The organism is Flavobacterium rhamnosiphilum (genome assembly GCF_004349195.1).
GTDB classification, from domain to species: Bacteria; Bacteroidota; Bacteroidia; order Flavobacteriales; family Flavobacteriaceae; genus Flavobacterium; species Flavobacterium rhamnosiphilum.
The window spans coordinates 173,106-193,436 of record NZ_SMLG01000005.1 but is presented as its reverse complement, the minus strand read 5'-3'; the positions used below and the strand labels follow the sequence as shown (position 1 = coordinate 193,436).

The window sequence follows — 20,331 nt, the reverse complement described above, 5'->3', positions numbered from 1 at the left end:
CTTAATTTACTATTTTCAAACTTCGTACCTTTGCGCTTTAGAAATTGAAAGAAAATGATTGAAATAGGAAAATACAATACGCTTACCATTTTACGCGATACCAAAGTGGGTTTGTTTCTGGGAAATCCAGAAGAAGATCCCGAAGGAATTCATGACATTCTGTTGCCAAACAAATACGTGCCAAACGAATTTGAAATAGGTGAGGAGTTGATTGTTTTTGTGTATTTGGACCACGAAGAAAGACCCGTTGCCACGACATTAGAGCCGTATATATTATTGAATGAATTTGCACTTTTGCGTGTGAATTATACCAATCAGATTGGTGCTTTTATGGATTGGGGAATGGAAAAAGATATTTTGGTTCCGTTTAAAGAGCAGGCGCGTCCTATGGAAAAAGGGAAACGCTACTTGGTGTACCTTTATATGGACGAAAAAACCAATCGTTTGGTGGCTTCCAGTAAATTGAATCAGTTTTTAAAAAATGACCACCTTACAGTTGAAAAAGGAGAAGAAGTAGATTTAATCGTTTCCCATATCACTGAATTAGGAATTAACGTGATCATCAACGAAAAGTACAAAGGTTTGCTGTACAAAGATGAAGTCTATGATGATGCGATTCGTACGGGAGACCGCATGCGTGGCTATATTAAGACGATTCGTCCCGATAATAAAATTGATGTGGCATTGCAAGTTCAAGGATATCAAAGTATAGAGCCGAATGCCGAGAAAATTCTTGACGAACTAAGAGCCAGCAGAGGTTTCTTGCGTTTGACTGATAATTCACATCCGGAAGACATTAAAACTGTTTTGAAAATGAGTAAGAAGACCTTCAAGAAAGCCATTGGTGCTTTGTACCGAGAGAAATTAATCGAAATCAAGGAAGACGGAATTTACTTGGTTAAGGAATAAAAAAAAAGAAAGACTAATCGTAACGGTTAGTCTTTCTCTTTTTAATGCTGTTTTAGAATATTAAATTCTAGCAGCACTAAAATAAATTTGAAGTTTAAAGTAGCTTTATCCGCCTTTAAGAATAATAGTATGCTCTATACTATTTTAAAAATATTAACTTAAGCGTAAAGTACTTTAAAGAATAGTTTGTCTTTAAATGTCCAATCACTTGCTTAGGAGTTAAGAAATAATTTCACGATAAAGCCGTTGGTTTTGTATATATTGGAAGATAATTTTCTAAAACAATTGTTTATTAATGTCTCACTTTTGCAAGAACAAGAAAAATAAATCTTTATTTAACCGTAGGTGTTACTTTTTATTTTTTACTGCTGGGGCAAATGGTTGTAGCATTAACTCGTTAATCGGGGCTTTAAAAATATTTTTATAAGTTATTACCGTAGAAAAAGGAGCGACAACATTTTTAATTACATTCAATACATTCTTTTTTTAGGTTAATAAATCAGTGAAGAATCAATAATTAATCAAGATAAACAATTTGTATTCATCTGATTAGCATTATTTAAATTTAAAAATAATTTGAATTACCGACTGTTAAAATGGTACTTTTTTATTGTTTTTTAACATTTTAAAGCCTTTAATCAGAGAAGGATTACCATAAGCTTGTCTAAATAGAATAGATAAAATGTAAAAAATGATTTATTTTTACACTAAAATAATTTAAATCAATTGTAATGGATTGGATCACTGCTAAAGAATACGAAGATATCACTTATAAGAAATGCAATGGCGTTGCCAGAATTGCTTTCAACAGGCCGGATGTGCGCAATGCGTTCCGTCCAAAAACGACTGCCGAATTGTATAATGCATTTTATGACGCGCAGGAAGATACGTCTATTGGTGTCGTTTTACTCTCTGCCGAAGGGCCTTCTTCTAAAGATGGCGTGTATTCTTTTTGTAGCGGCGGCGATCAAAACGCACGTGGACATCAAGGATATGTGGGCGATGATGGACAACATCGTTTGAACATTTTGGAAGTACAACGTTTAATCCGATTTATGCCAAAAGTAGTTATTGCCGTAGTTCCCGGTTGGGCTGTAGGCGGAGGACACAGTTTGCATGTGGTTTGCGATTTGACTTTGGCGAGTAAAGAACACGCGATTTTCAAACAAACGGATGCCGATGTAACGAGTTTTGACGGTGGATACGGTTCGGCTTATTTAGCTAAAATGGTGGGACAGAAAAAAGCGCGCGAGATTTTCTTCTTGGGACGCAATTATTCGGCTCAGGATGCTATGGATATGGGAATGGTGAATGCTGTGATTCCGCATGCTGAATTAGAAGATACGGCTTACGAATGGGCGCAGGAAATTTTGCAAAAATCTCCAATGGCTATTAAAATGCTAAAATTCGCGATGAATCTTACGGATGATGGAATGGTAGGGCAACAGGTTTTTGCCGGTGAAGCCACAAGACTTGCCTATATGACCGAAGAAGCTAAAGAAGGCAGAAATGCATTTCTTGAGAAAAGAAAACCGAATTTTGAGAAAAAATGGTTGCCGTAATTTAGTAATCAGTGTTCAGTTCCGACACTTTGGGATTAGTGTTCAGGCTCAAACAATGCATTAAAAAAACTTAGCGCCTTTGCAGCAAAAAAAAAAGTATCGCTTTTGCGGTAAAAAAAATAGTTTAAATGGAAAATTTCACAAACGAAACAATTGATACCGGCCAACTTCCTAAATTTGAGGAAGTCACTTTTACGAATTTGCATCCTAAATACATAAGAGTGGTTTTAATCAATGTCGCCATAATAATAGGAATACTTATTCTTGTTCCGGTACTAATTTCTGTTTTCGAGCCAGAGCTGTTTTCAGGAAGAGTCTGGTTGATTTTAGGAGTTGTAATTCCGATACTTTCACTTTTGATTATTGTGTTTTCTTATATTGGATTCCAGAAAAAAGGATTTGCATTTAGGGAACATGATGTGCTTTTCAGACACGGAATTATCGCTACAAACACCATTGTAATTCCTTATAATAGAGTGCAACATGTAGCTTTGCATGAAGGATTAGTTCCACGTTATTTTGGTCTGGCCAAAATAGAAATTTTTACTGCCGGCGGAAGTTCAAGTGATATTGAAATTCCGGGAATCGGAAAAGAACAAGCCGAAAATATCAAACAGTTGTTGATGGGTAAAATACAAAAGCAATTGTAATGGGAGCCGATTTTAGTCAGCCACAAAGGCAATCTGTAATAGGAATTTTGGTGATGTTTTTTTACACGCTTCAGCAATATGCCAGAGCGTTGTGGCCTATGATTGTGATTTGGATTTTTAAATTTGATGAGATTAACAAATTGTATCTTTTCCTTGGAATGATTGCCGTCTTTGTAAGTATTGGAGTCGTTTCTTATTTAAAATATCTGAATTTTACATTTACTTTAGATTCAGAAAACGAAGAATTTATCATTACAGATGGAGTTTTCAATAAAACCAAAACTGCTATTCAGTTGCGTAAAATCCAACAGGTAAATATCAATCAGTCTTTTATTCAAAAGTTAATTGGTGTTTATGAATTGGATGTGGATACCGCAGGAAGCAATAAAAAAGAAGGCGCCATAAAAGCGATTTCGCATGAATTGGCTTTGGAATTAAAATCTCGTTTGTTAGAGAATGAAGGAAAGAAGAGCATCATTGAAACTGAAGAAATTTCATTGGAGGAAACCGAGCAAAAACTATTTGAAGCTGCGCATCCTTTCATAAAGATACGTTTTTTGAGTTTGTTAAAAGTTGGAATAACTTCGAACTACGAGAGAAGTATCGCCTTATTGCTTATTTTCTTTAGTACAATTTATGAGAATTTTCAAAATTTTGGAGACGAAAGCAATGTTTACAAAGAAAAAGTGGGGTCTTATATAGATGAAAACTTAGTGTTGCAAACTATTTTAATATCGATAGTATTGTTGTTCGGTATTGTTTTGGTTATAAATGTAATACGAATAGTTTTTAAGTATTATAATTATAAAATAACCCGACAAAAAGGATCTTTGTTATTGTCTTTTGGGTTGTTGAATACTAAAAGCACCATCATCAAACCTGAAAAAGTTCAGATTACGACCGTTACCAGAAATTATTTCCAAAAGAAAATAGGGATTTTAGAACTAAAAATCAGACAAGCGACCAGCGGCGAAAAAGAAGAACGCAAGTCGGTAATAGAAATTCCGGGATGCAGCGAGACGGAGAGAGATTCTATCTTAAAGTTATTGTTCCATAAAATTCCGGAAAAAGGATTGATGCTTCAGCCTAATTTTCGTAAACTTGTTTTTTCTGTTTTTCTTTCAATAGGATTACCTTTGTTGGGATTTATGGCGATTGGGCATTGGTTTGAACCCGTATTTTTTGAATACAGTTATGTAGTGCCGGTTTATGTTGTTTTTATTGGATTGATCCAATATTTTAAATTTAAAAATAACCGGTTATTCATTAACGAGAATTTTATAATAAAACAAAGTGGCGCTTGGGATGTCAGCAATGATATTATTGAGCCCAGTAAAATACAAGCGATTACAACTTCGCAGCTTTTCTGGCATAAAAGGTTGAATATCGGTTCAATAACATTGCATACTGCAGGAGGAAATATAGCTTTTCAGCTAGGAAATTATTCAATACTAAAACAACAAGTCAACCTTTGGTTGTATGAAATAGAAACTTCCGATAGTAATTGGATGTGAAGAAGAAATTGGAGGTTAGAGGTTAGAAGTTAAAGGCTGTTTTTCGAAACAATAACAATAACCCATAACGTATAGTCTATAACGCATAACGTATAGCCCATAACTTATAACTCATAACGAATAACACATAACATAAAAAAAATGAAACATTGGATTGAAGCGGCACGATTGAGAACATTACCATTATCCGTATCTGGAATAATAGTTGGGAGTATGTATGCTTTGGCGCACCCAACAGATACGATTTTGACACCTACAGAAGTTTTTAACTGGAGACTGTTTGGCTTTGCCATATTGACAACATTAGGATTGCAAATACTCTCCAATTTTGCGAATGATTATGGTGACGGCATGAAAGGAACGGATAATGAGGATCGAGTAGGTCCAAAACGTGCCATACAAAGCGGTGTGATTACTCCGCAGGCTATGAAGCGCGCAATTATAATTACTTCGGCATTAACGTTGCTTTCGGCGATGTTGTTGATTTATTATGCGTTTACCGATACTAATTTATGGTATTCCTTGTTTTATTTAGTGTTAGGAATTCTTTCAATTGTGTCTGCGATTCGCTATACGGTCGGGAATACGGCGTATGGCTACCGTGGATTTGGCGATGTATTTGTCTTTGTGTTTTTCGGTTTGGTAAGCACTTTAGGAGTGAATTTTTTATACTCCAAACAGTTGGATTTCGAATTGGTTTTACCTGCAATAGCCATTGGATTATTGAGTGTCGGTGTTTTAAATCTGAATAATATGCGAGACGAAGCTTCGGATAGAAAATCAAATAAAAATACGATTGTCGTGAAAATTGGCGGAGCCAAAGCTAAAATATACCATTATATTCTGATTGTAACAGCGATGGTTTTGGTGTTGATTTTTGCAATTATAGACGATTTTCACTTTGATCAATACTTGTTTTTATTGGCTTACATCCCTTTAACTAAACATTTAATTACCGTTTATAAAAACAACAACCCTAAGGAATTAGATCCAGAATTGAAAAAACTGGCATTGAGTACTTTTGCACTTTCAGTATTGTTGGCGTTGTGCATGATTTTCTTCTTTTCGGATTTGATTGTGAATAATTATTGAAGTGAATTTCAATGGCAATGACAATTTCAAAAATCAATTTCAATCTTTAAGTTTTTTAAATTTCAAAAATTAAGTTCAAATGAAAATAACATTTTACGGTCACGCAGCATTGGGGATAGAAGTTGGCGGAAAACACATCATTGTAGATCCTTATATTTCTGCTAATCCAAATGCTTCGCATATTGATATTGACGCCTTAAAAGCGGATTATATTTTAGTGACACATGCGCACGGAGACCATATTCTGGATGTCGAGGCAATTGCCAAAAGAACCAATGCGGTAATTGTTTCCAATGCTGAGATTGCTGGTCATTATTGTCAAAAAGGTTTTCAGACACATCCTATGAATCACGGCGGAAGCTGGAATTTCGATTTTGGGAAACTGAAATATGTAAATGCGATTCATTCCAGTTCTTTTCCTGACGGCAGTTACGGAGGGAATCCGGGCGGCTTTGTAATCGAAGGCGAGCATAAAAATGTTTATATTGCTGGTGATACGGCACTTTCTATGGATATGAAGCTCATTCCTATGCGCACCAAATTAGATTTAGCTATTCTGCCAATTGGTGATAATTTCACCATGGATGTCGAGGATGCTATTGTTGCTTCTGATTTCTTGGATTGCGATAAAATTCTGGGCTATCATTACGATACTTTTGGATATATCGAAATCGACCACGAGGAATCCATTCGTAAATTCTTCAATAAAGGTAAAGATTTGATGTTGCTGGAAATAGGAAATTCCATCGAATTGTAATGTCATTGCGAGTTTTTCGAAGCAATCTCCAGCTATCCGTTGCAATCTTTTTTAAAGCTTCCAGTCTTCAAAAGGCTGGAAGCTTTAAAAAAGGATTTCCACTTCAAACGAAGTTCACTGAACTCCTATGTAAATAAAAAATAAGTGAAGTAATCTGGGCTAGGGTTATTGTTGACATAACACTTTGTGAACCTTGCGAAAAACTTTGTGGACTTCGTGTTTAAATTTTAAAGAATTCTAAAACAATTATGCAAAAAAAGAATTTCATCGTTTTATTTCTGTTTCTATTTACTGCAAATACCGTTTTCTCTCAAAAAGACGGCTATTGGGATAAAACCCGTGCTACAACGGAAGAAATAACGGTTTCAGCCAGAGACAGAATCATCATAAAAACCCAAGATTTCCCTGAAGGCACCACTGAAGTGGTGTATAGGATAACACTTTTGGATAAAAATCAGCAAATGGCTGGTAGTTTGGTTTCTGTTTTAAAAGCTATTCCGGATCCTACGGGAATTAGTCAAGGTTCGGCAGGAGCGGTTTTTATCTTGTCTAAAATCTCTGGAGATGACAAATGCAAATATGCCGTTTTTTCTAGTGCTGACTTGGCTATAAAATACAAAGAAAACGGAAAAACGGATGATGCGTGTTTGGTACAAGATACGCCGGTTAGCAAAGATGCTAAGCGACTTTCTACTGAGAAATCAGCTTGTATGCAATCGAATTCTGGGAATTTATGGTTTGGTTTTGAAAGTAAAAACTGGATCATGAATCAAAAAATTATTCTAGAAGTTGTGCCGTGGGTTGATAATAAACTCAGTCGTGGCTGGACGTTTGAAAACAGAAAAGCAATCATCGATCAATGCAAAACCTCCAATTTGGCTCAAAAAATGACCAATTCAGATGATTTTTGCGTTTGTATTCTCGATAAAATCCAATCTAAGTACAAGTTTAAGGAATTCCAGAAATTATTGGCTGTAGAGCGCGCTAAAGCGTTCAAGGATTTTGGCAACAGTTGTTTTGGTGAAACTAGTCTTTCAAAAAGTGTTTATGGTGATTTGCGCAAACAAGCCGCTGTATTAGCAAAACAAGGAAAACAAGGCGAAGCCATCCTGAAACTGACAACAATTATCAATGATGGCAAAGCAACCGTTTTGGATTACAATGCGATAGGAAATAGTTATGTGTTGACGAAGCAATACGGAAAAGCGATTAAATTCCTGAAAGAAGGCGAAAAACTTGATGATACGGAGTTATTGATAAAGATGAATTTAGCGCATGCTTATTTATTGAATGATAATTACGCTTCGGCAAAAGCCATTTATAAAGAGTATCAATCTCAAAACGTTACGGATAGTTTGAGTTGGACTCAAAAAATAAAACAAGATTTTGCTGCTTTCAAAAAGGTAGGAATAGCTTCCAGTGATTTTGAAAGAATTCTGAAGTTGATGGGTAAATAGCTTGAAATGTGATATTTGAAATTAATATTGAAGTTAGCTCGTAAAATGGATATAATAGAACATCATTGGCTTAGGGGAGATTATCGAGCAGAGAGTTTGTCTCAGATTATTTCAGGACTTGAAAATTCAATCAATTCTCTTAAACTTCGAACTGAAGCGAATGGTTGGTATGATGCATTGTGGTTTTTAGAAGATAGTGAGCCAATATATGGCTTAGCTTTCATTGCATTTCAAAATTATATAAATGGCACTATAAAGGATTTTTATGAAACTACAGATGAAAAAATAAGATATTATAGATTACAACCAAACTTAGGAAATTTTCAAAAATCAAACATTGAACTGATTATTGGACTTGCGAATTATATAAAACATAAAGAAGATGAAAAATTACACAATGGAACAAAAGTAATTCTTGAATGTTTTGGCTTAAATAATTTTGATGAAATTGATAAGTCGCCAATTTTTAAAGGTTTAGATCTTTTGAATAATGAATGGAACTTATTTGAAGTTTTAAAAATTGTAATGGAATGGAGGAAATTGTTATTTGAAAATTATATAGAACAATTTTCGTAAAATTAGTTTCACAAAAGATTCTCAATTATAATAATCACTTACGGTAAATTATCAAAAAAAAGATTTTTCTTGAAAGCAACATATCACAAATATATTCTGGATTTCAAACGACCATCAGGAACTTCCCGTGGCGTTATGACCGAAAAAGAAACTTGGTTTATTGTCTTGGAACAAGACGGTAAAAAAGGAATAGGAGAGTGTGGAATCCTGCGCGGATTGAGTATTGATGATCGTTCGGATTATGAAGAAAAATTACAATGGACTTGCGATAATATTCACTTAGGAAAAGACCAACTTTGGGAAGCGTTATTAGCCTTTCCTTCGATACAGTTTGGAGTCGAAATGGCGTTCCAATCTTTGGAGAGTGAAAACCCTTTTTTGTTGTTTCCTTCGGACTTTACAAACGGTACAAAATCAATCTTGATAAACGGTTTAGTTTGGATGGGTGAGGAGTCATTTATGAAGCAACAAATCGAGGAAAAACTAGCTCAAGGTTTTCGTTGTGTTAAACTCAAAATCGGAGCGATAGATTTCGATAAAGAACTGCAATTATTACGGTTTATTCGACAGCATTTCTCTTCGGAACAAGTTGAAATTAGGGTGGATGCAAACGGTGCTTTTGATGAAAATATAGCTTTAGATAAATTAAATCAATTATCTGGATTTGAGTTGCATAGTATAGAGCAACCGATACAAAAAAACCATACTGACAGGATGGCAGAGCTGTGTAAAACCACTCCTTTTCCCATTGCGTTGGATGAAGAGTTAATTGGTGTGTTTACAGTAGCCGAAAAAGAGCAATTACTGGAGAAAATCAAGCCACAATACATCATTTTGAAGCCTAGTTTTATAGGCGGTTTTCGAGGCACACAAGAGTGGATTTCATTGGCTGAAAAGCATAAAATCGGGTGGTGGATTACCTCTGCTTTGGAGAGTAATATTGGACTGAATGCCATCGCGCAATGGACTTTTTTGCAGTACAATTTGATGCCTCAGGGATTAGGAACCGGAGCACTTTACACGAATAATTTTGACTGTCCGCTGGAAGTTTCAGAAGGGCAATTGTGGTACAAAAAGGAGCTGGATTGGGCGTTCGATTTTGCCCTTTTGAAATAGATTATTTTGTAGTTTTCTTTTGTTCGCCATCTCCCAATAACACGGATAACGTCTTTAAGCTTGGTGTGCGGTCCGCAATCAGTTTGATGATACTGATGAACGGAATAAACAGAATCATTCCTGCAGCGCCCCAAATAATACCTCCTACGATTACCACAATAATAATGACAAGTGTGTTTATTTTCAAACGGCTTCCTACAGCAAAAGGAAATATAATATAGGCTTCGAGTGCTTGAACAATAGAAAAAACGGCAATAACGGCTAAAGGATACCAAATCGAATTGTACGTTATCCAGGAAACTGCAATGGGCAAGAGCGAGGATATCATAATACCTACATAAGGAATAAAAGTCAGGATTGAGGCTATAAAACCAAACAGAAAAGGATGTGGCACTCCTATAATCAATAGTCCAATGCTGTTTAATAATCCAACGATTAAATAGACCACTAACATTCCTTTGATGAAATTGTAATACGCGTGAATGGTTTCAACGAGGATTTCGTGAATGGTTTTTTTTCGCTCCGGAGGGAAAAGTTCATACAAAGCATTCGATAACATCCGGCGATGGAAAAGTATCAATGCCGAGAAAACAGGAATCATTAATAGAAAAAACACAGATTCAGACAGGGAATAAGCTGTGTTTCGTACTATTGAAAAAGCTTGAGAACCGGAGTTGTTGAGTGTGTTATTGATAAATTCCGTTTGTTTTTCCAAACTAATATCAAATCGTTCCGAAATAAAAAGACTCAATTGATGTATCGTTTCGGTTAGTTTGGTTCTTAAAGATTGCCATTCCTGCAAGAACTCTGAGAACTGTGCGAATAATAGATAGAGTACAGCTCCCACCAAAAGTGTGACTCCTAAAATAGAAATAACAATTGCAATTCCTTTATTGATCCCTTTTGTTTCCATCCATTTACAGATTGGATACAGAATGAAGCCAATGAGTAATGAAAAACTCAATGGAATAAATAGTGTTTTGCCAAAATAGAGTATCAAAGAAGATACTACTATAAACTGAAGTATTTCTAAAACAGAATATCTCTTGTTGGATTGAAAAGGAACGGGTGTTTTAGAAGATTGTAACATACAAATTTGTATTATAACCGTTATTTCTTACTCTTCTATGCTTTTATTTGCAATTAAAGTATACATTTAAAACGTGTAACAGGGCACTAAATTGTTTGTTTTCGCGAATGTTCTAAGATTCCAATAATCGCCTGTGGTAATTGATTTGTCCCAGATGATAGGCTAGGTGCGTGGTCAAATGGATAAGCATAAACTCAGTTGAAGTCTTGTTTTCGAAAACTAAAAGTGGAAATTCCATCTTTAATTCTTCTTCTGAGATGTTATTAAGCGAATTGTCAACGACAACAATGGTTTCTTCGATTTTTTGTATTAATTCTGCTCTTGGAATATCTTTCAGTGAAAATTCTAGTGCTCGATTTCTGATATATCCGGTTTTTCCAAATTCGGCGCCAATATACGTATTCAGATTTCCCACCAAATGCAAGCATAGATTCCCGGCTGAATTAGCTATTCCTTTTTGAATTTTCCAAATATCACTTTCATTTTGGTACGACTCAATTTCGGTTTTTAGCTGATTTAAATCTCGGTTGAACAGTGTTTTTAAACTTTCAATTAGCATTTTTAGTTTCTTTGTATTTCTTCAATGATAACAGTGCTTGTTGTTGTATTTTTTGCTGAAAAAAACCAGTCCAGCCTAATAAATATCCAGTAATTCCAAAAGCTTGTTTGGACCATTTCCAAATGTCGAAATCATCCGTGTGTTTCTTTATTAATCCATCTTTAAACTGAAACTGCGAACGAATAACATTTACTACTTTTCTATTGGTTTTACTGAAGTTGTAGGTAGCGATCCATTGCGCGGAACCAACGTATTCATCTGCTTTTATATCTGAGAATTCAATTTTTATATTTCCTTTGCTTTTTTCAATAAGCATTTTCCACATTCGGCAAACATCCTTTTCTTTTAACAAACCAAAAGCAGGATCACGAAACACAATTTTAGAATGATAGCATTCACACATTGTTGAAGCATCGGCATTTGCAAAAGCGGTATAGAACTTAATGAGGGTTTTTTCGTTTGGGGTCATATCTACATAAAGTGAGTAGTAAAAATAATAATTTTTTTGTTAAAATTTAGGTTTTAAAATACTAATGTAAAAAAATAGATGTGGTTTATTTCTACTTTGGACCAATCAATAGTGTTGGTTGGTTGTGATTCATTATTTCAGGACGGGACATTTAAACAAAAAAAGAGGATAGACTTTTAAGTTTCTATCCTCTTTTATAATTTATTTTAAACTGTATACGGTATTATTCCGACTTATTTAACGGCAGGAATAATATCAATTATTACGGTACGATTGTAAAAACGTTCTTCTGGAGTTTTGTTTTCAAAAGGTGATTTGTTTTCATTCTCACCCTCTCCGGTTACTTCAAATTTAACATCATTTCTACCCGCTTTAGATAAGCTACTTTCAAGAATTTTTTTAACATCATTAGCACGAGCTAAAGACAAATCCTGATTGTGGACTTCTTCACCAATGATATCAGTATGGCCATGAATAATGACTGTTGCTCCTACAGGAATTTTTGGTGTAACCACTTCGGTAAGGTATTTTTCATAAATAGAAATCGCTTTTGATTTATTAAATTCATAAATAATGCTGTATCTAATCCCTTCTTCCATTTTTGTAGGAGTCCAAAGTACCATGTGTACAGGAGTTTCTTTTTCTACAATTTTACCACTTTTAGTCTGGCCAATCATTTTTACTTTGTAATCTCCTTCTGGACGACTACCTAGAATTGTTTTTCCAGGAATGCTTACCTCATCTTGAGTATAAGGTCCAAAAGACTGTACTTTTCCTTGTTCATCAGTTACTTGTAATGACCATGAAGATAAAGCTTCGTTAGCGCCTTTATTATTGAACGTAACATAACTTTCAACTGGTGCTTCTTGTAGTGCAACAATTTGAACTGGTTTCAATTGCGCATCAGGACCACTTTGAAATTCCATCAATAAATCTGGAGAATTACTTTCAATAGAAACTCTGCGATCTCCTTCACGTAGCAGAACTAATTCTAATGTTCCACCGGGTTGTTCTGATGGGATATTTGGTTTATCTTGACCTTTAGTGGTAATTCTAGATGGATTTATTGCAAATACATTTACCAAATACGTTTTGATTGATTCTGACATAACAAGACCGTCAGCAGGACCTTTCTCTGATGAACCCACCAAAGTAATAGTTGCAGAAGGATTTTTTTGCATGCGGTCTCCAATGATGTTCAGCACATTGTAATAGACAGTCATTTGACGTTTAGAACGATCTGATAAATTTTTTGGAGCAAATGTTTCCAATTGATCTTCTTTGAAGTCTTTCACTTGATCTTTTGTCAATAAAACATAACGATTTGGAATTTCCGTTGATCCTTCATTAAAGAAAACATAGTTTCTAAGTGGAAAAATTTCAGTCATTCTTCTTTCTCCGGGAACATTACTAGGAGAATTTACGGAGAACTGAACTTCACGGTCTTTAGCCATATCAGTAGCCTCTTGAATATTTTTTCCTTGTCCGAATTTAAGTGCAACACCGGCTCTAACGGTTGTTATATTCCAAGTTTCTGTTGAACGTGGATTTTGACCAAAATAAGGTTGGAAAGAAACAAAAGGAGACAATACAAACTGTGTTTTGTTATTATCTGAAGAAAGCGGAATATCATATCCTGCACCAATTTGCATTGACAAAATAGTTTTCTCTATCTCACTAAATTCACCTGTCACTGCAGGAGAAGGAGCTTGGTCAGGGAAAGCCGGATTAATACCTAATTGATACGTAAATGATTTGTCTATGTTGAAAGCCAATCGCGGCCCACCATAAAGATAAAAATTAGATTTAAAAGGAGCAAAACGTACGCTTGGTTCCACGGTGATGTAACTAAGATCAGTAGCTAAATCAGCAGGACAGTCGCATGCCGTTACTATTTGGTCAAAAGAACCTTTACGGCTATCATATCCCGCCTGTAACATTACACCCCATCTTGAATCCGCAGGACGATATTCTAAAAGTGGCGCAATAAAAAGTCCTGTACCGTTTCCATCATGAAACGCAGCTGGAGCTGTAAAACCAGCATTTAATTGTTGAGTAGAACCACGATAGAAATTAAAATTGGCTCCGCCTGCTACTCCAAAGTACCAAGAAGGTTTTGCATATTTAACTGCTTGAACTTCTTGAGCTTGAACCGGAGTTTGATTGCTTAGCCATGCTAAAGCAATTATTGCAGCACTTTTAAGGATCCGTTTATTAGAGGACCATGCAATGCATGATCCACTTTTAAAATTAGTTTTAGTTTTCATTTTTTAAGGCTTAGTGATTATGTTAGTGTGAGTCATTACTACGGATCCATTTCTGGCAAGCATTCTACCTTGGGCTGTTGAATGTGATCCCATTGTTATCGATTGTAAGGCCAATATGTTACCTACAAATGAAGTGTAATCTCCAATAGTTGCAGAACTTCCCGTTTGCCAAAAGACATTTTTAGCAAGTGCCCCTCCAGCAAGTTTTATACTTCCACCAGCTCCACCAACAGTGGTGAAAGCAGATGCTACTTGGAAAATCCAAACGTCAGTTGCACTACCGCTAAGAGTTAAATCACCATTTTGGACTAAAAGTGTAGATGTTGATTTATAAATACCGGCAACAAGTGTTTTTCCACCTTGATCACCAGATACTGTTATTGGCGCGCTATAAGAAGCTCCTTCGGCAAAAAGATAGGCATTGGTAAGGTCAAGTTTAGCTTGCGTTAGCATGGCAGCAATCCCTACAGGAGCAATATCGTCAGAAGCATAAATTGCACCATTCACTATAACTGCAGGAGGAAATCCTGTAATTGAAGAACGAACACCTGGGCTTATGCCTACGTCCATATTATTAATTATACTGAAACCAGCGTTATTGCTTACTCCAACACCTGATAAAATTCCAAATCTTTCAGCTGATCCAAGATTTACGATATTTCCAACTACAGCTGCATTAGTATTAAAGTTCCAAACGTAATCATTAGCTAAAGAAACACCGGCAACGTTTTTAGCACTTGTATTAATTGTAGCAGTATAAGTAGTTCCGGGTAATAAATCACTATCTGGATTAAATGTGGCTGTTGTGCCTAAATAAGAAACAGTTCCTGTAATTATTGCTGAACCATTTTTTAAAGTAAAAGTTGTAGTGCTAATAGTCAAAGGATCCATTGCCATACTAAAATTAGCCGTAATGTTTTTATTAAGCGCAACTCCCGAGGCATTGTCAGCAGGGTCAGTGGCAGTTACATTAGGAGCCGTAACAGATCCTGTAGTAAATGTCCATGTATAGCTACTGGCTATTGTTGTTCCTTGAACATTTTTTACTCCAGTTGTAATGGTACCCGTATAAATAGTATTGGTTGCTAGAGGAGCAGTAGGGGAAAAATTGGCAGTTGTTCCATTGTAGGAAACTGATCCTGCAACTGTTGTTGTTCCTTGTTTTAATGTAAAAGTTGTTGCGTTTATAGTTGCCTGATTCATTGGCATATTAAAATTAGCAGTAACTATTTTATTAAGGAATACATTAGTAGCATTATTTGCTGGATCTGTGGAAATCACCATAGGTGTTATAGTTGAACCAGTACTAAATGTCCAAACATAATCGGCTTGTAAAGCATTACCCATTATATCCTTAACCGATGTTTTAATTACGCCAGTATAAGTAGTATTTGCAGCAAGTGGGCTTGTTGGGTCAAACGTAGCAGTTGTTCCGCTAAATGAAACTGTTCCTGCAACTGCCGCCGTCCCTTGTAAAGTAAAAGAGGATTGGTTAAAAGTTGCCGCATTCATTTCTTCATTGAAGATTACTGTAATAGTTTTGTCCAGTGGAACATTGATGGTGCCATTGTCAGGATCTGTTGATAGCACAACTGGACATACGCCTTCGATTTCTTCAAAATTGTCTTCTGCACAACCAGAAATTAATGCAATAAATAGTATTGCAAAGGTTAATAGTACGTTTTTAGTTTTCATTTTTTTTTATTTTAGGGGATTAAGTATTTTGTACAGCAAAGATTGTTTAGTTATTGGCTAGAAGTGTTACATAATTAAAAATGGAAGTTGTAAGATTCACTTATTTAAAATGTTAAATTTTATTTACATTACTGTAAATCAATTTATTATAATTTTAAATATCTTAAAAATAGATTATAGTGCTTAAATTTGTTTTCTACAAAAGGCTAGAAATGTCAAAAAAGTTTAATCCGAAACGTATTGTAGCAGAAGTGCTTTTGAAGAAAAGAACTGATATAAATATTTGGAAAGCATAAAAAAATAATAGTTGATGCCAATTCCTAACTGAAAATTAATTCTCTATCACTTCTTAACTATTTATGAAAAAAGGGTTCAACTTTAATGAAAAAGTTAAACCCTGTTATTTTTAAACTGACAGACTTTGATTAGTAGTGTTTATTATTGAATTGTAATATCCGAAATGTTTTTATTTGAATACGATTTTCCCTTTTTCTCCCAAATTAAAAATAAACTGGGTAAGTTCTTTTGTGAAAGTATCAAGACTCAAAGCAGATTGTTTGATGTAATCTAACGATTCTTTCAGCTCATCGGGTGAATTTACAGATTGATTATTTAGCAAATATGATAAACCTAAAATATTAGCAACGGGCTGCCTCACTTTATGGGAAGTCATGAACATCATTTCCTCCAGTCCATTGATGTATTCTTTTTGGTATTCTTCGGCTCTTTTCAGTTCTTGATTAGCAATAATTAATTCAGCTGATCGCTTTTCTTTTTCTTCATTTTGAAAAAGAAGTGCTCTGTTAGCAATGTTTAGTTCCGCTGTTTGAATTCTTCTTTCTTTGTTTTTAAACGCAAGTTTTTTGTTTGCAAGGTCTAATTCTTTAGCACGCTCTTCTTTCTCCTGGTTTTGAAACGCAAGTTCTCGATTAGCGATAATCAGTTCAATTGCTCGTTTTTCTTTTTCATCATTTTGAAAAGCGAGTTCTGTGTTAGCAATAATTAATTCAGCAGCTCGTTTTTCTTTTTCTTCGTTTTGAAAAGCAAGTTCTTTATTAGCAATAATTAACTCATTGGCACGTTTTTCTTTTTCTTCGTTTTGAAAGGCAAGTTCTTTATTGGCAATAATTAATTCAGCAGCTCGTTTTTCTTTTTCATCATTTTGAAAAGCAAGTTCCGTGTTGGCAATAATCAATTCAGCGGCCCGTTTTTCTTTTTCTTGATTTTGAAACGCAAGCTCTTTATTGGCAATAATTAATTCAGCTGCCCGTTTTTCTTTTTCTAAGTTTTGAAACGCAAGTTCTTTATTGGCTATAATCAATTCAGCAGCTCGTTTTTCTTTTTCTAAGTTTTGAAAAACAAGTTCTTTATTGGCTATAATTAATTCAGCAGCTCGTTTTTCTTTTTCTGAGTTTTGAAAAGCAAGTTCTCTATTTACTAATAGTAAGGTTTCTTTTTTTATTCTTTTTTCCATGCTCTTTCAAATTAGTTTTCAAGCCATATATCTTAAATTAAATAAATCATCAAGTTAAAAACCTTTGTTTATGAGCTTATTTAAAAGAGAACAAATAAATAGTTTATCCTTATTATACAGGATTTATCGATTTATTGAGAATGTTGTATTTGAACAAATCAATTCAAAACTAAAGTTCTAATCGTAGTTATGATTTTGAAGTATCGGAATGTTTTGTGACAACATTAGTAATCACGAATTGTAGTAGTGTACCTAATATTCTTTTGACGGGATTATGGGTTGACCCCAATAAAATTTTTTTAGTCAAATAACCTGTTGATATGCCAATAACATTACCAAGTATATTTCCTTTAAAATCAGATGAGGTAGCCATTTGGCCAAAGGCATTTTTGATTAAATTCAAAGGTTTTAAACTTTCATACGTATAATAGTACTGATCTTTGAGGTGTACTAATTCGTTTGCTTGTTTTATTCTCAGTAATTGTATCGTTTCCTTAAGAAGATCTGTCTCGTTAATCGTTTTCATATTAACTTTTTTTAAGCATTTTGACAATAATAAAATTGCTGATTGGCATTTTAAGCCATTGATCTTTATAAATGTATAACATTATTGAAATCAGAAAATAAGCGCTGGATACTATAAAAAAACCATAATATACTTTATCTAATAATTCGCCTATCCATAAGGAAAGACCAATGTTAGCAAGGAAAGCAAACATAACAAAAACAATAGAAACAGTTAATCGAGAAAGAAGTGAGGATAAAACATCAGCAGTTTTATCTACTGCATTTAACGTTACCAATTCTACGGTAGTTCGGGTATAGTCCTCCGCTTTCTCAAAAAGCATTTCTATTGTAGTTGCGTTGTTTTCCATGGTATCAATTGTAAAGGTATTTACTGTGAAATTTTAATATTGAAGTGTCTTTTTAGAGACTTGTATTTTTAATTTCATGCTTTGCATCATTCAATTTTGATTTTCCTTCAGCGATTAAATTCTCGCCTTCGTTCCAAATTTTTTCATACTTTTTATTGATTGTTCCCAATAAAGTATCTAATTTGTCTTTTAATTCATCAGCATAATCGTTGCTTTTATCCATAATTTTTTTTCTTGTTTTATCCCCTTTTTCAGGTGCAAACAATACTCCTAATAATGCTCCAACGGCTACGCCTCCTAAAACTCCTAATATTATTTTATCTGCTTTCATAATTATGTATTTTATTGTTTTTATTATTTGATTGTTTTTATTAGATGCTTCTACCTTGTATTAGTCTAAATAGTATTGCTATAACTGCAATAACAAGAAGTACATGAATAATTGATCCTACGCTGAATGCAAAGAATCCAATTGCCCAAAAAATGACTAAAATGACTGCGATTGTGTAAAGAAGATTGCTCATGATTTCTAGTTTTTAATGATTTGTATTTTATTCTATTTGTTTTCGTAGTTCAATTGATAGGTAGAAGTGTTAGATTTTTCTTCCTTGAATAATTCTCAATATAACTGCAATAACTGCAATAACGAGAAGTATGTGAATAATAGATCCTACGCTGTATGCAAAGAATCCAATTGCCCAAAAAAGGACCAAAATTACTGCGATAGTGTAAAGAAGATTGCTCATGATTTTTAGTTTTTAATGATTAATTTTTAGTTGAAATCTAGTAAAGTTACAAATAAAACAAACACGTATCGTATTGTTTTGCAAAGCTTTAGGTGTTTGTTATGATGAATTTTAATGCAATTAAGATAGGCTCATTGCAATTAATTAAAATGCAAAAGCAGCGTAGAAACTCAAGACACTATTTTTAGCATCCGGAGAACTAAAGCTAGTCGATGAGTCCTCTTTCCCAATTTTAGTCAATCCATAATTGTAACGTACTCCAAAACTAACGGGTTCTAAATCAATCCCAACACCACCGGCAAGACCTGCGTCAAACTTGTTAAAATCATCTGTGTCAATGTTGTCTTCAAAATTATAACTGCCACTATCTGACTTATTAGTCGTTTTGGCACTAACCATATAAGCAGCATAAGGACCAGCATGGATATTAAAATTCTTAGTAACATTGACCACCAATAAAAGAGGTACTTCAATATAATCTAATTTAAACTGAGCAGTTCCACTTACAAAAGCGTTATTGTAAACTAGTTCTGCTCCTTTTCCAGTATAGGAGATTTCAGGCTGCAAAGCGATATTATTCGCAATAGGTAATTTGGCAAAAAAACCAACATTAAATCCTGTCAACATATTATTGTCATCAACATCTTCAGTATATAAATTAGAGAAGTTTACACCACCTTTTACACCAAATTTCGCAACGTTTTCTTGAGCATTAGCATTAGTTAAAGTCATGAACGTTATGACTAATGAGGTAAAAATCAGTTTTTTTGAATTTTTCATTTTATTTGTTTTTTATGAATTACTATACTACAAATATCAACATCTTACGCTCTAATTTTGTTACAATACTTTTGGTTAAGTTTACATTATTCACACCTTAAATGATTTATTATCAAATATTTTCCAGCGGTTTTTTTTTAATCAAAAAAATAATTAGGCAAAAAAAAGACAAGTTGAAAAACTTGTCTTTTTAATCCACTATTTATTATCTACTGTCAAGTTTTTCAATGCCTGACCAAGTTCGTCCATATCACGATTGTATTCCTGTTTAAAAGATTCCCAATCACTATTAGCGTTATTTTTATAAGTTTGAATCTTAGCTTTTATTTCATTATTTTTTCGTTCTAAATCCACAATTTTTTTAGCATATTCTTCATCGATTGATTTGCCCGTTTTTTTCATACTGGCTTTCATTTCTGCTATTCGCATTTCATTTTGAGCAATTGTAGCAGTAGTACTTTCCCTGAATGCATCCCATTCTTCCTGAGTTGCAGCCTTTCTCGCATCTGTCAATTCTTCTTTTGCATCATCAAGATTTTCTCTGGCGTCTTCTACATTATCCAGAGCAGCTTCTTCTTTTTTGGAAGAATTTTGACAACCTGTTAAAATGGTTCCAGCCATGAAGGTTGTTATTGCAAGGGTAAAAAGTGTCTTTTTCATTTTATATAACTTTAATATTAAATTTTTGGATGTGATTAAAAGGCTTTTTAAAATACCGTTTTATAATTCAAACTAGTAGAATT

The 20,331-nt window shown here is 34.2% G+C and carries 22 protein-coding genes; 9 read left to right on the top strand and 13 right to left on the bottom strand.

Annotated features, from left to right (window positions below):
• Window positions 1–54: 54 nt before the first annotated feature.
• From E0I26_RS08735 to E0I26_RS08695, 9 genes are all read left to right on the top strand, one after another.
• A complete protein-coding gene (locus tag E0I26_RS08735; RefSeq protein ID WP_114754132.1) occupies window positions 55–909 on the top strand; it encodes a CvfB family protein in 855 nt (284 codons plus the stop codon).
• A 731-nt stretch (window positions 910–1,640) separates the two neighbouring features.
• Window positions 1,641–2,471: a 1,4-dihydroxy-2-naphthoyl-CoA synthase gene (locus E0I26_RS08730; RefSeq protein ID WP_091170323.1), complete on the top strand. Its 831-nt coding sequence runs from the start codon at window positions 1,641–1,643 to the stop codon at window positions 2,469–2,471.
• 128 nt (window positions 2,472–2,599) lie between these two features.
• Window positions 2,600–3,121 (top strand): PH domain-containing protein, encoded by a 522-nt coding sequence (locus E0I26_RS08725; RefSeq protein ID WP_131916103.1) that lies wholly within the window; start codon window positions 2,600–2,602, stop codon window positions 3,119–3,121.
• Complete coding sequence (locus E0I26_RS08720) at window positions 3,121–4,635, top strand: PH domain-containing protein (RefSeq protein WP_131916102.1); 1,515 nt, start codon at window positions 3,121–3,123, stop codon at window positions 4,633–4,635. The genes E0I26_RS08725 and E0I26_RS08720 overlap by 1 nt, the downstream gene beginning before the upstream one ends.
• Before the next feature lie 141 nt (window positions 4,636–4,776).
• The gene (gene menA / locus E0I26_RS08715; protein ID WP_131916101.1) at window positions 4,777–5,727 is read left to right on the top strand and encodes a 1,4-dihydroxy-2-naphthoate octaprenyltransferase; all 951 of its coding nucleotides are present in this window, start codon (window positions 4,777–4,779) and stop codon (window positions 5,725–5,727) included.
• Between the two features lie 79 nt (window positions 5,728–5,806).
• Window positions 5,807–6,484 carry a metal-dependent hydrolase gene (locus tag E0I26_RS08710; protein ID WP_131916100.1) on the top strand — a complete coding sequence of 226 codons (678 nt, stop codon included), beginning with the start codon at window positions 5,807–5,809 and terminating at the stop codon, window positions 6,482–6,484.
• Window positions 6,485–6,732: 248 nt separating this feature from the next.
• Window positions 6,733–7,941 carry a tetratricopeptide repeat protein gene (locus E0I26_RS08705; RefSeq protein ID WP_131916099.1) on the top strand — a complete coding sequence of 403 codons (1,209 nt, stop codon included), beginning with the start codon at window positions 6,733–6,735 and terminating at the stop codon, window positions 7,939–7,941.
• 45 nt (window positions 7,942–7,986) lie between these two features.
• The gene (locus E0I26_RS08700) at window positions 7,987–8,517 is read left to right on the top strand and encodes a hypothetical protein (RefSeq protein WP_131916098.1); all 531 of its coding nucleotides are present in this window, start codon (window positions 7,987–7,989) and stop codon (window positions 8,515–8,517) included.
• 69 nt (window positions 8,518–8,586) lie between these two features.
• The gene (locus tag E0I26_RS08695; protein WP_131916097.1) at window positions 8,587–9,633 is read left to right on the top strand and encodes an o-succinylbenzoate synthase; all 1,047 of its coding nucleotides are present in this window, start codon (window positions 8,587–8,589) and stop codon (window positions 9,631–9,633) included.
• Window position 9,634: 1 nt separating this feature from the next.
• On the opposite strand, the gene E0I26_RS08690 is transcribed toward E0I26_RS08695, so the two are convergent.
• The 13 genes from E0I26_RS08690 to E0I26_RS08630 form a co-directional block, all read right to left on the bottom strand.
• Complete coding sequence (locus E0I26_RS08690) at window positions 9,635–10,723, bottom strand: AI-2E family transporter (RefSeq protein ID WP_131916096.1); 1,089 nt, start codon at window positions 10,721–10,723, stop codon at window positions 9,635–9,637.
• A 112-nt stretch (window positions 10,724–10,835) separates the two neighbouring features.
• Window positions 10,836–11,282, bottom strand: coding sequence for a DUF1572 family protein (locus tag E0I26_RS08685; RefSeq protein ID WP_131916095.1), 447 nt, complete (start codon window positions 11,280–11,282; stop codon window positions 10,836–10,838).
• A complete protein-coding gene (locus E0I26_RS08680) occupies window positions 11,272–11,751 on the bottom strand; it encodes a nuclear transport factor 2 family protein (RefSeq protein ID WP_131916094.1) in 480 nt (159 codons plus the stop codon). The genes E0I26_RS08685 and E0I26_RS08680 overlap by 11 nt, the downstream gene beginning before the upstream one ends.
• Window positions 11,752–11,984: 233 nt before the next feature.
• Window positions 11,985–14,018 carry an OmpA family protein gene (locus E0I26_RS08675; RefSeq protein WP_131916093.1) on the bottom strand — a complete coding sequence of 678 codons (2,034 nt, stop codon included), beginning with the start codon at window positions 14,016–14,018 and terminating at the stop codon, window positions 11,985–11,987.
• Between the two features lie 3 nt (window positions 14,019–14,021).
• Window positions 14,022–15,713 carry an Ig-like domain-containing protein gene (locus E0I26_RS08670; RefSeq protein ID WP_131916092.1) on the bottom strand — a complete coding sequence of 564 codons (1,692 nt, stop codon included), beginning with the start codon at window positions 15,711–15,713 and terminating at the stop codon, window positions 14,022–14,024.
• A gap of 466 nt (window positions 15,714–16,179) precedes the next feature.
• A complete protein-coding gene (locus E0I26_RS08665) occupies window positions 16,180–17,187 on the bottom strand; it encodes a diguanylate cyclase (RefSeq protein ID WP_235831746.1) in 1,008 nt (335 codons plus the stop codon).
• A gap of 187 nt (window positions 17,188–17,374) precedes the next feature.
• Window positions 17,375–17,713 carry a hypothetical protein gene (locus E0I26_RS08660; protein ID WP_131916091.1) on the bottom strand — a complete coding sequence of 113 codons (339 nt, stop codon included), beginning with the start codon at window positions 17,711–17,713 and terminating at the stop codon, window positions 17,375–17,377.
• A 1-nt stretch (window position 17,714) separates the two neighbouring features.
• Entirely contained in the window at window positions 17,715–18,062 is a 348-nt protein-coding gene (locus E0I26_RS08655; protein WP_131916090.1) for a hypothetical protein, read from the bottom strand.
• A 52-nt stretch (window positions 18,063–18,114) separates the two neighbouring features.
• Window positions 18,115–18,393, bottom strand: coding sequence for a YtxH domain-containing protein (locus tag E0I26_RS08650; RefSeq protein WP_131916089.1), 279 nt, complete (start codon window positions 18,391–18,393; stop codon window positions 18,115–18,117).
• Window positions 18,394–18,433: 40 nt separating this feature from the next.
• A complete protein-coding gene (locus E0I26_RS08645; RefSeq protein WP_131916088.1) occupies window positions 18,434–18,586 on the bottom strand; it encodes a lmo0937 family membrane protein in 153 nt (50 codons plus the stop codon).
• A 69-nt stretch (window positions 18,587–18,655) separates the two neighbouring features.
• Window positions 18,656–18,808, bottom strand: a complete 153-nt coding sequence (locus E0I26_RS08640) for a lmo0937 family membrane protein (protein ID WP_121342222.1) — start codon at window positions 18,806–18,808, stop codon at window positions 18,656–18,658.
• Between the two features lie 144 nt (window positions 18,809–18,952).
• Complete coding sequence (locus E0I26_RS08635) at window positions 18,953–19,588, bottom strand: porin family protein (protein ID WP_131916087.1); 636 nt, start codon at window positions 19,586–19,588, stop codon at window positions 18,953–18,955.
• Window positions 19,589–19,786: 198 nt separating this feature from the next.
• On the bottom strand, window positions 19,787–20,248 hold the full coding sequence (locus E0I26_RS08630) for a sll1863 family stress response protein (RefSeq protein WP_131916086.1): 462 nt from the start codon (window positions 20,246–20,248) through the stop codon (window positions 19,787–19,789).
• Window positions 20,249–20,331 lie beyond the last annotated feature (83 nt).

Coding starts and splice junctions, on each gene's coding strand:
- E0I26_RS08710 (WP_131916100.1), top strand. CDS start 5,807: ATGAAAATAACATTTTACGGTCACGCAGCATTGGGGATAGAAGTTGGC.
- E0I26_RS08655 (WP_131916090.1), bottom strand. CDS start 18,062: ATGGAAAACAACGCAACTACAATAGAAATGCTTTTTGAGAAAGCGGAG.
- E0I26_RS08635 (WP_131916087.1), bottom strand. CDS start 19,588: ATGAAAAATTCAAAAAAACTGATTTTTACCTCATTAGTCATAACGTTC.
- E0I26_RS08640 (WP_121342222.1), bottom strand. CDS start 18,808: ATGAGCAATCTTCTTTACACTATCGCAGTAATTTTGGTCCTTTTTTGG.
- E0I26_RS08665 (WP_235831746.1), bottom strand. CDS start 17,187: ATGGAAAAAAGAATAAAAAAAGAAACCTTACTATTAGTAAATAGAGAA.
- E0I26_RS08725 (WP_131916103.1), top strand. CDS start 2,600: ATGGAAAATTTCACAAACGAAACAATTGATACCGGCCAACTTCCTAAA.
- E0I26_RS08690 (WP_131916096.1), bottom strand. CDS start 10,723: ATGTTACAATCTTCTAAAACACCCGTTCCTTTTCAATCCAACAAGAGA.
- E0I26_RS08645 (WP_131916088.1), bottom strand. CDS start 18,586: ATGAGCAATCTTCTTTACACAATCGCAGTCATTTTAGTCATTTTTTGG.
- E0I26_RS08630 (WP_131916086.1), bottom strand. CDS start 20,248: ATGAAAAAGACACTTTTTACCCTTGCAATAACAACCTTCATGGCTGGA.
- E0I26_RS08680 (WP_131916094.1), bottom strand. CDS start 11,751: ATGACCCCAAACGAAAAAACCCTCATTAAGTTCTATACCGCTTTTGCA.
- E0I26_RS08700 (WP_131916098.1), top strand. CDS start 7,987: ATGGATATAATAGAACATCATTGGCTTAGGGGAGATTATCGAGCAGAG.
- menA (WP_131916101.1), top strand. CDS start 4,777: ATGAAACATTGGATTGAAGCGGCACGATTGAGAACATTACCATTATCC.
- E0I26_RS08705 (WP_131916099.1), top strand. CDS start 6,733: ATGCAAAAAAAGAATTTCATCGTTTTATTTCTGTTTCTATTTACTGCA.
- E0I26_RS08670 (WP_131916092.1), bottom strand. CDS start 15,713: ATGAAAACTAAAAACGTACTATTAACCTTTGCAATACTATTTATTGCA.
- E0I26_RS08660 (WP_131916091.1), bottom strand. CDS start 17,713: ATGAAAACGATTAACGAGACAGATCTTCTTAAGGAAACGATACAATTA.
- E0I26_RS08675 (WP_131916093.1), bottom strand. CDS start 14,018: ATGAAAACTAAAACTAATTTTAAAAGTGGATCATGCATTGCATGGTCC.
- E0I26_RS08735 (WP_114754132.1), top strand. CDS start 55: ATGATTGAAATAGGAAAATACAATACGCTTACCATTTTACGCGATACC.
- E0I26_RS08650 (WP_131916089.1), bottom strand. CDS start 18,393: ATGAAAGCAGATAAAATAATATTAGGAGTTTTAGGAGGCGTAGCCGTT.
- E0I26_RS08730 (WP_091170323.1), top strand. CDS start 1,641: ATGGATTGGATCACTGCTAAAGAATACGAAGATATCACTTATAAGAAA.
- E0I26_RS08720 (WP_131916102.1), top strand. CDS start 3,121: ATGGGAGCCGATTTTAGTCAGCCACAAAGGCAATCTGTAATAGGAATT.
- E0I26_RS08685 (WP_131916095.1), bottom strand. CDS start 11,282: ATGCTAATTGAAAGTTTAAAAACACTGTTCAACCGAGATTTAAATCAG.